The organism is Gluconacetobacter diazotrophicus PA1 5, from assembly GCF_000021325.1.
Classification (GTDB): Bacteria; Pseudomonadota; Alphaproteobacteria; order Acetobacterales; family Acetobacteraceae; genus Gluconacetobacter; species Gluconacetobacter diazotrophicus.
Genome location: NC_011365.1, coordinates 2,641,080 through 2,652,341 on the forward strand (window position 1 = coordinate 2,641,080; position 11,262 = coordinate 2,652,341).

Sequence of the window (11,262 nt, forward strand, 5' to 3'; positions counted from 1 at the left end):
AACAGGAAAGGCCAGGCATGATGAGTGTCCGGACAGATTTTTCCGGCTGCGGTTTCGGACGTATCATCATTCTGCTGGCGTGTGTTCTCGGGGCATATCTGCCGGCCTCCGCCGCCGCCCAGGCGACGGACGACGTGGCATCGGCTTTTGCGCAGGCCGCGAAGGAGGGACCGCAGGACGAGGCCATCGAAACGGCGCAGCAAGCCGCGATGCTGGTGCGCCCGCTTCAGCCCTCGACCCTCCTCGTGCCGGGCACCAGCCCCTATCAGACCGCCCATCTGTTTGGCGACTGGGGCGGTATCCTGCCGTTCCTGCACAGGCGTGGCATTTACCCTTTTCTGAATTACCTGGCGGAATCCGCGGGGAATCCGGTCGGGGGCATGCGGCAGACGGGTGCCTATGCGCACCAGGTTTCCATTGGTGCCGATCTGGACTGGTACCAGATCGCCCATGTCAAAGGCCTGAGCACCCATTTTCCCAACGCGCTCGTCTTCGCGATGCGGGCCAATGTGACATTTTAGCTCCTGGCCACCACCCACCTCTTCACCAGTTCGGCGGCCAGCAGGTACGCCACGACCAGACCGGACAGGACGGCCGCCATCGCGGGTGAAGGCGGCTGGAACCCCACCCATCGCCCCGCCGGCGTCAAGGGTAGCACCATGGCCACGGCCAGGGCGAGGAGGGACGAGGCGACCAGGGCGGATTGCGGCCGGGTGCGCCACGGGCGCCCGTTGGTGCGGATGATGAAGATGACCAGGATCTGCGTCGCCATGGATTCCAGGAACCACGCCGTCCTGAATGCGGTTTCCCCGGCATGGAACAGGAACAGAAGCGCGCCGAAGGTCAGGAAATCGAACAGCGAGGACAGCGGCCCCATCACGGCCGCGAACCGCAGCAGGCCGCGCATGTCCCAGACCTGCGGCCGGGCGACGGCTTCCGGCCGCACGGTGTCGAACGGAATGCCGATTTCCGAGAAATCGTACAGCAGGTTGTTCAGCAGGATCTGGGTCGGCAGCATCGGCAGGAACGGCAGCGTCATCGAGGCCACGGCCATCGACAGCATGTTGCCCAGGTTGGAACTGGCGCCCATGCGGACATATTTCAGGATGTTGGCGAAGGTCCGCCGCCCTTCCTCGACCCCGTCGGCGACGACTTCCAGGTCCGGGGCCAGCAGGATCATGTCGGCGGCGGCCTGGGCCACGCCGGTCGCGCCCTCGACCGACAGCCCGACATCCGCGACCTTCAGCGCCGGGGAATCGTTGATGCCGTCGCCCAGGAACCCGACGACCGCCCCCCGCGCCCGCAACGCCTTGACGATCCGCGATTTCTGGTCGGGCGCCAGCCGGCCGTAGGCATGGACCGCCTGGGCCCGCACGGCCAGCGCCTCGTCGCTGAAGGCTTCGATGTCGGGGCCGGACAGGACGTCCTCGGCGTCGATCCCGACCAGGCCGGCAATCCGCCGGACGATGACCGGATCGTCGCCCGACAGGATCTTGAGCGTGATTCCCGCCGCCGCCAGGCGGGCGATGGCCCCGGCGGCGGTCGGCTTGGGCGGATCGACGAAGGTGCACAGCCCCTCGAAGACCAGGTCGGCCTCATCCTCGTCTCCGATCTCGCCGGGCGGCGTCGTCCAGGGGCGGGACGCGATGGCGATGGCCCGCTGTCCCGCGGCGGCCAGGGCGCGGATACGCTCGGCCGCCGCCGCGCGCGCCGCCTCGTCCATCGGCAGGACGCCCTGCGCGCGCTGCGTCGTGCACAGCGGCAGCACGGCCTCCGCCGCGCCCTTGACGATCAGGACCGCGCCTTCGGGGCCGGATGTCAGGATCGACCCCAGCCGCCGGCTGAAATCGAAGGCCCGGCGCGCCGTCTCGGTCCAGCCGTCCTCGGCCGGCGCTCCCCGGGCCAGCGCCAGGTCCAGCGCGCCGCGATCACCCCCCAGCCGCCCGGCGATGGCGCCCAGCCGCGCCGGACGGGCGGAGGGCCTGCCGGCGGCATCCAGCGAGCCGGCCAGCGCGATTTCGGCCGAGGTCAGGGTCCCGGTCTTGTCGGTGCACAGCACCGTCATCGCGCCCAGGTCGTGGATCGCGGCCAGGCGCTTGACGATCACCTTGCGCCGCGCCATGCGGATGGCGCCGCGCGACAGCGTGACGGTGGTGATCATCGGCAGCAGTTCGGGCGTCAGCCCCACGGCCAGCGCCACCGCGAACATCAGCGAATCCAGCGCCGGCCGCCCGGCGAGCACGCGGACGGCCAGCACGATGACGACCAGCGCCAGCGTCAGCCGCGCGACCACCAGCCCGAACGCGTGCAGGTCGCGCTGGAAGGGCGAGGGGCCCCGTGCCTCGGCCAGCGCGGCGGCGGCGGCGCCGAACAGGGTCAGGCGCCCGGTGCCGACCGCCAGCGCGATCGCCTCGCCGGTCTGTGCCACGGCGCCCCGGAACAGCGCGTTCGTGGCCTCTGCCGCATCGGGGGTTTCCGCCGGTCCCGCCCGCTTTTCCACCGGATAGGGCTCGCCCGTCAGCGCCGCTTCGTCGGCGGTGAAGCCGCTGGCCGACAGCACCAGGGCATCGGCGGGAACGATGTCGCCGGCCCGCACGCGCAGGATGTCGCCCGGGACGATGGCGGCCACGTCCACATCGACGAACCGCCCGTCGCGCCGGGCCTCGGCCCGCAGCGCGACCGACCGCCGCAATTCCTCGGCGGCCTTCAGCGCGTATCCTTCCTGGACCGTATCCAGCCCGATCGACAGCACCAGGATGGCGACGATGATCGACCCGCCCCCGGCATCGCCGGTCGCGACCGAAACGACCCCCGCCGCCAGCAGGATCAGCGACAGCGGTTCGAACAGCCGCCGCGTCACCGCCCGCACGGGGCCGGCGCGGCGGGGCGGGGCATCGGTGTTGGGGCCGTAGCGTTCCAGCCGGTCCTGGGCGTCGGCCGTGCTCAGCCCGTCCAGCCCGCACTGCAGCAGGCCGCAGAGGGCTTCGGGCGTGCGGGTCCAGAACACCTTCAGGTCAGGAAGCCGAGCGTCCGCCATCCCACCGCGCCGATCCACGCCGCGTTGCGCGGCCTCCCCGCCTTCCGCAGCCTGAATCCCTAACGGCCGCACCATTCGCCGGTTCGGCACAAAACCGAAGCCGCCCCCGGCCCTTATGCGTGCAGCCGACGCCCGCGCCCCGCGTTAGGCCCACGGGTCCAGGGGCACTGTTGAACATACGCAACACGACGGTGAAATACGTCAAAAACCGCCGGAATGTTTACATTCAACGCGCATATGACGTTCATATCATACAATACGATTAATTAATTGTTATAAACTGTGGAATTCCGCCCATGAAGTTCGTCCCGTTCTTCGCAAGAAACCAGTCGAACAGGCGGGGGCGTGGGGCGTGGTGCCTTTTGCTGTCCACTGCCTTGACCGGCCTGTCCGCCGCCCACGCGGCGGACCCGACCCCGGCGGCGAAGCCGCGGGCCACCCAGCACACGGCGCAGCCCGCGCCGCGCCGCGCTGCGCCGGCGGCCCGGCCGGTCCAGCCCGCGTCCCCGCCGCAGCCGGAATCCATCGTGGTGTTCGGGCAGGGATCGACGCGGCAGATGACCAGCGTCACGACCAGCATGATGCGGCAGAGCGTGCCCGGCACGTCGCCGCTGAAGGTGCTCGACCAGCTTCCGGGCGTGCTGTATCAGTCGGCCGATCCCTTCGGCGCCTATGAATATTCCAGCCAGGTGTTCATGCGCGGGTTCAGCCAGAACCAGTTGGGCTTCACGCTGGACGATATCCCGCTGGGCGACCAGCAGTTCAACAATTACAACGGCCTGACCATCACGCGGGCGCTGACCAGCGACAATATCGCGGGCGTCGATGTCTCGCAGGGGGCCGGGGGCATCGATGTTGCCTCCAGCAGCAATCTGGGCGGCGCCATCCAGTTCCATTCCATCGACCCGTCCCATACGCGCGGCGGCACGGTCGAACAGACCTTCGGCAGCAATGCGACCTTCCGCACCTTCGTCCGCCTGAACAGCGGCGACCTGAACCCGACCGGCACGCGCTTCTTCGTCTCCTACGCCCGGACCGACATGAACCTGTGGAAGGGGCAGGGCTATGACTATTCCGACCAGGTCAACGCCAAGCTGGTACAGCCCCTGGCGCGGGATTCGTCGCTGAAGGTATTCTTCGACTGGAGTTCCACCCAGCAGTTCGACTACCAGGACATGACGCCGAACTACCTGCGGACGATCGGCCCCGGCCTAGCCAACTATTATCCCGACTACACCGCCGCCTATCGGGCCGCCCAGGGCATCTACCCCGCGCAATACACGAAATCGAACGACCCGTTCGACGCCGCCTATTATGCCGGCACCGCCAACCGCGTCGATTACCTGGGCGGCGTGACCCTGGACGAAAACTTCAATTCCCACCTGAACTGGAAAACGACGGTCTACGGCCACGGCGACAGCGGCTACAGCACCTGGTCCACGCCGTACATGCATTCGCCCAACCGGGCGCCGCTGTCACAGCGTGTGCAGAATCCCGGCATCACGCGCGCGGGCTTCCTGTCGGCGGTGACCTATACCGTCGCGCGGAACACGATCAATGCCGGTGTCTGGTACGAATACGACCAGTTCACCGAAAACCGTGCCTTCGCCGAGGCCCCGCTGCTGGGCACGGGCACGCTGGGCAACCCGACGGGCGGCTATCCCGGCAATGTCTTCGCCGCCCCGTGGCAGGAGGTCTTCAACACCAACACCTTCGCCTTCCACCTGCAGGACACGTATCACGTCACGCACAACCTGACGCTCAATGCCGGGTTCAAGTCGATGATCGTCTCGGCCGGCAACCATGTGCCGGGGCAGGTGCCGGCGCTGAACGGCGGCAACCTGATCGCCCAGGGCAGCCTGACGGCGTCGAACGCCTTCCTGCCCCAGCTTTCCGCCAACTGGCGCTTCCTGCCGCATCACGAACTGTTCTTCGACGTCTCGCACAACATGCGCAGCTACCCCGAGGACGGGTACGGCACCAACGTCTCGGCCACTCCCTGGACGGCGAACCAGACCGCGTTCCAGGCGTCCAAGGCCTCGCTGCGGCCGGAAACGGACTGGGTGTACGAAGGCGGATACCGCTATACCAGCCCGCTGGTCAGCGGCCTCGTCTCGCTGTACCGGATCAATTTCTCCAATCGCCTGCAACTGATTTCCAGCAATGCCGGCATCAATCCCATCACGGCGGTGCAGAATGTCGGCGGGGTGACCACCAACGGGGCCGAGGTCAGCGCGACCGTGCGCCCGGTGGACGGGCTGTCGATCTACAATTCGTTCTCCTACGCACATTCGACGTACGACCAGAACGTCATGACCGCGACCGGCCTGGAACCCACACGCGGCAAGCTGGTCCCCAACTATCCGACCTTCATGTACAAGGGCAGCATCGCCTACACGATCCGTAACTTCAACGTGCATGTCGACGGCAACTACATCTCCAGCCGCCAGTTGACCTATACCAACGACCTGCACGTACCCGGCTATTTCCTGGCGAATTTCGGAATGCGCTACAATTTCGGCGATGTCCGGTTCCTGAAGGGCGTGACGGCCAGCTTCAATATCTACAACCTGGCCAACAAGACCTACGTGGCCACCACCAACGAACTGGGAAACAATTTCACCGATACCGGATACAATTATTTCCTTCTGGGGGCCCCGCGTCAGTTCTTCGGCAGCGTGAGTGCGAATTTCTAGGCGATTATACCGTTTCCAAACACGGTTGGTGCGGGGCGTCATTGGTCCGCTTTTGGGAAAGGTTGCCGGGGAAACTGAACAGTACTGTGCGGTATCTGGGATGCCGATGTCGAAGATGCACTCTCCTTGTCAAAAGCGGCTGATCTGTGAGGTTGGCCATAGCACCTATTTATCGCTTGTCTCCTCCCTGTGTGTACATGGTATGATGACACATAGGGAGGGGTATATGAGTGAACAGCTTTCTGGCGGCGGGCCTGCTCCGCTGAAAATCGGAGTGCGGGAACTCCGGGGGAACCTGACCACCTATCTCCGTCAGGTCCGGCAGGGCAGCACGATCCTGGTGACATCACATGATGAAGTGGTGGCCGAATTACGTCCTCCTTCACCATCCTGTCGTCCTCGTCGCCAGCCCGGCGCATTGCGCGGGCGGATCAGGCTGCGTGATGATTTTGACCAGACGCCACAGGATGTGCTCGACAGCATGGATGGAGAGTCGTGAAGGTCCTGCTCGACACGCATGCTCTGCTTTGGTGGCTATCAGATTCTGAAAGACTCGGGCCCCAGGCCGGGGAGATTATCGCAGACCCGGCGCACGATATTCTGGTCAGCGTCGTCTCGCTCTGGGAGATCGCGATCAAGATCCGGATCGGCACGCTGGATGCCGATCTGAACGAAATCCTCGATGCCATCCCGGCAGAGGGTTTTACCCTTCTTCAGATCCAGCCTGAGCATCTGAAAGTCCTGATGGAACTCCCCATGCACCATCGAGATCCCTTCGATCCCCTGCTGATGGCGCAGGCGCAGAGTGAACATGCACTGTTTCTGTCGGACGACAGCCAGATGGATGGCTATCCTATTAAAAAAATCCGCTGTTCATGATTGTTCCATAGGGCTTTCCCTCAATCCTTCTAGGGGCGCCGCGTCAGTTTTTCGGCAGCGTGAGCACGAATTTTCAGGCGATCATACCGTTTGCACACGTGGGTCGATGCGAGGCATCGTTGGTCCGCTTTCGGGAAAGGGTGCCAGGAAAGCGGACCCAAAGAGAAGAGATTGGCGGCTTTCGCCCTCTTCTTGGTCGTTTTCTTCATTCAATAAGCTTCTACGAAGCGGACATGCCTGAAGATGCTGCTTGACCGCTGCTGCTGGTATCAGCAAAGTCGATTTTGCCTAAAAAGACAGCGATGCAGGTATGGTGACAACCTGTGGTCTCTTCAGAGACAGTCACGCTTGAGCGAGTAAGACCGCTCTTGGCCATGGCCGGACACGACGAGGACAGGCCTCGTCCGTGGTCGGTCGTTGTTGTCCATGTTGCGACCGGCTCGTGTCCGTCTCACCAACGGAAAGGCACAGTCATGAAGCTGAACCACATCAACCTCTACAGCCACGATACCGAGGCTGATCGCGCAATGTTCGAACAGTATTTCGGCCTGCGCAATCTTGTTGTACGTGGAACCAAGATGGCCATCATGCAGGACAATGATGGGCTGGTGCTGATCGTCAACCATTTCGACAACAAGCTCGAAGGCTTCGATTATCCCAAGCAATTCGACATCCTGCACATTGGTTTCATCCAAAAGTCTCGCGAGGACGTCGATGCTCTATATAAGCGCCTGAGCGAGGACGGCTGGGAGGTGCAGGCACCACGCGACGCACATGGCGCGTGGTCTTTCTACTTTCGAGCGAAGGGTGGCTACTTCATCGAAATAACGACATTAACGCCAGTTCGGCCCGTAGAAGCGTATCCGGGAAACCCACAATAATGCCCGGCATGAGCGGCTGAGTAACCTGAACTGCCTGTCTGATCTATGATGCAGGATCAGACAGGCAGCAACCGCCTCACTCAAGACGTAAAAGCGTAGAAAAGCATTTTCCGAGAGCGGACATTTTCCTGATTGAACGACTTTATCCGAAGAGTGAACATTGATAATAACTTCAATAAATTCAACAAAAAGCACGGGAAAAATAGTTTTGTAACTTATTCTCTCGAACGCAGTTAAAGCTTGCTTCTTAACGAAGAGAACGTGATGACCCAGCCGCATACCACTGCAGCCTGTACTGGCAAAACCCTCGCTATTCCGAGGCTCAATCGGGCCTTGTTTGCCTTATGCGCTCTCAATTTCTTCATGGCGGACGTCCAAGCGGGGATAGGGCCCTTTCTGGGCGTTTTTCTTCAGCGTCACGGCTGGCAGACGGGACCGATCGGAACCGTCATGACCGTGGGAGGCGTTGCCGGAATGCTCGCCACCATTCCCGCGGGCGCGCTGATTGATCACACGACGAAAAAGCGGTTGCTCGTCATTGTGGCAGCGCTCTGCACGATTTCCGCGTCACTCCTTCTGCTAAGCTCGCAAGCGGTGCCGGTTGTGACGGTCAGTCAACTTGCAACCGCTCTGGCCGGAGCCGGGATTGGTCCTCTGATGGCGGCCATAACGCTCGGGATCGTGCGCCAGAAAGGCTTCAACACACAAATTGGCCGTAATCAGGCCTGGAACCACGCCGGCAATATGGCCGGGGCCGGACTGTCTGGCTGGCTCGGTTGGCAGTTTGGCCTCTCAGCGATTTTCTTTCTTGAAGTCGCCTTCGGTCTGTTCGCCATTTCTGCGGTGCTCCTGATCCCGGAAAAATCCATAGATCATAAAGCTGCACGCGGACTGGACGATGAACCTGCTCACGATGAGGGGACGACCGAGGGGCTACGATCCTTTCTGCGACACAAGCCTCTTCTCATTCTGGCGAGTTGTTTGTGTTTCTTCCATCTCGGAAATGCCGCGATGCTCCCGCTCTACGGCATGGCGGTCGTCAGTGCAGGCAAAGGTAATCCCGCCATGTTCACGGCGATGACTGTGATGGTCGCACAGGCTGTGATGATCGTCGTGAGCCTGCTGGCCATACGTGTCGTCAGGAACCGTGGGTACTGGATCGTCCTGCTGATATCGTTTGCCGCCCTACCGCTGCGTGGTTTGATCGCGGGAAGCTTCATCCAGCATTGGGGGGTGTGGCCGGTGCAGATCCTCGATGGGATCGGTGCGGGGCTTCAGAGTGTCGCCGTGCCGGGTCTGGTGGCCAGACTGCTGAACGGAACCGGACGCATCAATATCGGACAGGGTGTGGTCATGACGGCGCAGGGCATTGGAGCAAGCCTTTCTCCGGCTCTGGGAGGATGGCTTGCCGAAGATCTGGGATATCCGGTGGCGTTTTATAGTCTGGGCTGTTTTGCAATCTTGTCACTGGGGCTCTGTATAGGCTCGGCATCGATCCTACGCTCTGCCGATCAGGTGTCGGCATGACCTTTCACCAAGAGGCGATCTGGGCAATCGCGGCTCTGGCGACGGCCGGTGTCATAATCCAACCGTTCCGGGTTCCGGAGTGGGTATGGGCCGTCATAGGGGCGGCAGCCCTCGTGCTTACGGGGCTGATCCCCCTGACCATGGCGGAGACCGGCCTCCTGAAGGGCGGCGACGTCTATCTGTTTCTGATCGGCATGATGCTGCTCAGTGAAACGGCCCGTGCAAACGGGCTGTTCGACTGGATCGCGACCTGGGCGGTCAATCATGCCGCAGGTTCAACGGCAAAGCTGTTCACACTGGTCTATCTGGCCGGTGTCGTAGTGACGATGTTCATGTCCAACGACGCAACGGCTGTTGTGCTGACACCAGCCGTGTTCGAGGCAGCAAAAAAGGCAAAAGCTGATCCTCTTCCGCTGTTGTTTGCCTGTGCACTCGTTGCCAATGCGGCAAGCTTTGTCCTGCCTGTCTCCAATCCGGCGAACCTGGTTCTGTATGACGGCGCACTCCCCGCGCTGGGATCATGGATAAGGTCATTCGCGCTCCCGTCGCTCCTGGCGATCGTGACGACTTATGGTGTTTTGCGCCTCATGGAACAGTCACACTTGCGTCAGGACTGCATCTCCCAGGTTGGGACCACCCCATTAACACTAGGCGGCAAAGCGGCTTTTGTCGGCATCGCCCTGACCGCGCTTTTGCTTGTCACAGTGTCCGCTTTTGATCTGCCTCTCGGCTTACCAACAGCGCTCGCCGGTATTGGAACAGCATTGGGCGTATCGACGCTGGCACGACGATCGCCGATTGCGCTCATGAGGGATATTTCATGGGGTGTTCTCCCGCTGGTCGGCGGCCTGTTCGTTCTGGTAGCCGCCGTCGAAAGTGCGGGGGTGGTCGGGGTTCTTGACCACCTGCTTCAACACGCCGCCAATACCGACCTTGTGGCCACAGCTTGGGGAGCTGGCACTCTTTTGGCCTTCATTTCCAACATCATGAACAACCTGCCTGCTGGATTGATTGCCAGTGAGACAGTGGCGCAGACTCATGTATCGCGACTGGTAGTTGATAACCTGTTAGAGCCCGATCCGAAAGTTTTTGAACAATACCAGCCTGTTGTGATTCATCCGTCTTTGCGAAGAGATGGAGTGAATGGTGACATGGACTGGTATTGCCCGACGTGAACATAGCCGGGAAGGGTTGCGATATCCATCGGATATGACGGACGGGGAGTGGGCTTTGATCATGCCATTTGTACCCCCGGCGAAACGGGGCGGTCGCCCCCGCACTACGGATATGCGCGAGGTGGTCAACGCGATGCTCTACATAGCCTCGGCCGGGTGTGCGTGGCGCCTGCTGCCGAAATGCTTTCCGCCGGTCTCGACCGTCAGGCGCTATTTTTACGCCTGGCGTGGTGCCGGAGTGTTCGAAGTCATGAATACGGTGCTGGTCATGAGCCTGCGCGAGATCGAGGGGCGTGAAGCCTCTCCGAGCGCGGGCGTGATTGACAGCCAGTCGGTGAAAACCACGGAAAGTGGCGGGCTTTCGGGCTATGACGCGGGGAAGAAGGTCAAGGGCCGCAAGCGCCATATTGTGACGGATACCTGCGGCTTCCTGATCTTTCTCCTCGTTCATGCCGCCGACATCCAGGACCGTGATGGGGCTGTTGATGTCCTGGCAGCGATACGCAGGCGCTTTCCCTGGCTGCGCCACATCTTCGCTGATGGCGGCTATGCTGGCGACAAATTGCGATCCGCGCTCGCCTCCATGGGAAAATGGACCCTTGAAATCATCAGGCGGTCCGATACGGCGAAGGGCTTTCAGATCCTGCCGCGCCGCTGGGTGGTTGAACGGACATTCGCATGGCTGGGACGGTGCAGGCGGCTCGCCAAAGACTGGGAACAATCCATTGCTTCCTCAACCGCATGGACATTGATCGCCTCGATCCGAATGCTCACACGACGGACAGCAAGGCATTGTCACGGTTGAAGAACTTTCGGATCGGGCTCTTAATCGGCGTGGATCTTGGCCCAAACCTTTCCGTGACAGGATCTCTGGCCACAATTCTCTGGTTGCAGGTGATCCGTCGAGAAGGCGAAGAGATCGGGTTTCTGCAATTTCTCAGGGTTGGCGCCGTGGCGATGCCCGTTGCGCTCCTCACGGTACTCGGTGCCCGGCTTTTGATCGGGTGAACAGATTAGACGATATTCGCAGGCTGCTGCCAGCCTCAGAGCTGTCCGTAGATAAAATT

The 11,262-nt window shown here is 61.9% G+C and carries 10 protein-coding genes; 9 read left to right on the forward strand and 1 reads right to left on the reverse strand.

Annotated features, from left to right (window positions below):
* The first annotated feature begins 17 nt into the window (after positions 1-17).
* Positions 18-521 (forward strand): hypothetical protein, encoded by a 504-nt coding sequence (locus GDIA_RS12035; protein WP_012554282.1) that lies wholly within the window; start codon positions 18-20, stop codon positions 519-521.
* Here GDIA_RS12035 and mgtA read toward each other — a convergent pair.
* Positions 518-3,037 (reverse strand): magnesium-translocating P-type ATPase, encoded by a 2,520-nt coding sequence (mgtA, locus tag GDIA_RS12040; RefSeq protein ID WP_012554283.1) that lies wholly within the window; start codon positions 3,035-3,037, stop codon positions 518-520. The genes GDIA_RS12035 and mgtA overlap by 4 nt on opposite strands.
* A gap of 296 nt (positions 3,038-3,333) precedes the next feature.
* Between mgtA and GDIA_RS12045 the strand changes: the two genes are divergently transcribed.
* The 8 genes from GDIA_RS12045 to GDIA_RS12075 all read left to right on the forward strand — a co-directional run bounded on the left by GDIA_RS12045 (position 3,334) and on the right by GDIA_RS12075 (position 11,203).
* Positions 3,334-5,733: a TonB-dependent receptor gene (locus tag GDIA_RS12045; protein WP_012222607.1), complete on the forward strand. Its 2,400-nt coding sequence runs from the start codon at positions 3,334-3,336 to the stop codon at positions 5,731-5,733.
* A gap of 202 nt (positions 5,734-5,935) precedes the next feature.
* Complete coding sequence (locus tag GDIA_RS18655) at positions 5,936-6,232, forward strand: type II toxin-antitoxin system Phd/YefM family antitoxin (protein ID WP_173363392.1); 297 nt, start codon at positions 5,936-5,938, stop codon at positions 6,230-6,232.
* Complete coding sequence (locus tag GDIA_RS12050; RefSeq protein WP_012554284.1) at positions 6,229-6,612, forward strand: type II toxin-antitoxin system VapC family toxin; 384 nt, start codon at positions 6,229-6,231, stop codon at positions 6,610-6,612. Before GDIA_RS18655 ends, GDIA_RS12050 begins: the two co-directional genes overlap by 4 nt.
* Positions 6,613-7,085: 473 nt before the next feature.
* Positions 7,086-7,493 (forward strand): VOC family protein, encoded by a 408-nt coding sequence (locus tag GDIA_RS12055; RefSeq protein ID WP_012554285.1) that lies wholly within the window; start codon positions 7,086-7,088, stop codon positions 7,491-7,493.
* Positions 7,494-7,757: 264 nt separating this feature from the next.
* Entirely contained in the window at positions 7,758-9,020 is a 1,263-nt protein-coding gene (locus GDIA_RS12060; RefSeq protein WP_012554286.1) for an MFS transporter, read from the forward strand.
* Positions 9,017-10,195 (forward strand): SLC13 family permease, encoded by a 1,179-nt coding sequence (locus GDIA_RS12065; RefSeq protein WP_081434732.1) that lies wholly within the window; start codon positions 9,017-9,019, stop codon positions 10,193-10,195. The genes GDIA_RS12060 and GDIA_RS12065 overlap by 4 nt, the downstream gene beginning before the upstream one ends.
* Positions 10,164-11,000, forward strand: coding sequence for an IS5-like element ISGdi1 family transposase (locus tag GDIA_RS12070; protein ID WP_012222260.1), 837 nt, complete (start codon positions 10,164-10,166; stop codon positions 10,998-11,000). Before GDIA_RS12065 ends, GDIA_RS12070 begins: the two co-directional genes overlap by 32 nt.
* The gene (locus GDIA_RS12075; RefSeq protein WP_244410087.1) at positions 10,937-11,203 is read left to right on the forward strand and encodes an ArsB/NhaD family transporter; all 267 of its coding nucleotides are present in this window, start codon (positions 10,937-10,939) and stop codon (positions 11,201-11,203) included. The genes GDIA_RS12070 and GDIA_RS12075 overlap by 64 nt, the downstream gene beginning before the upstream one ends.
* The last annotated feature ends 59 nt before the right edge of the window (positions 11,204-11,262 follow it).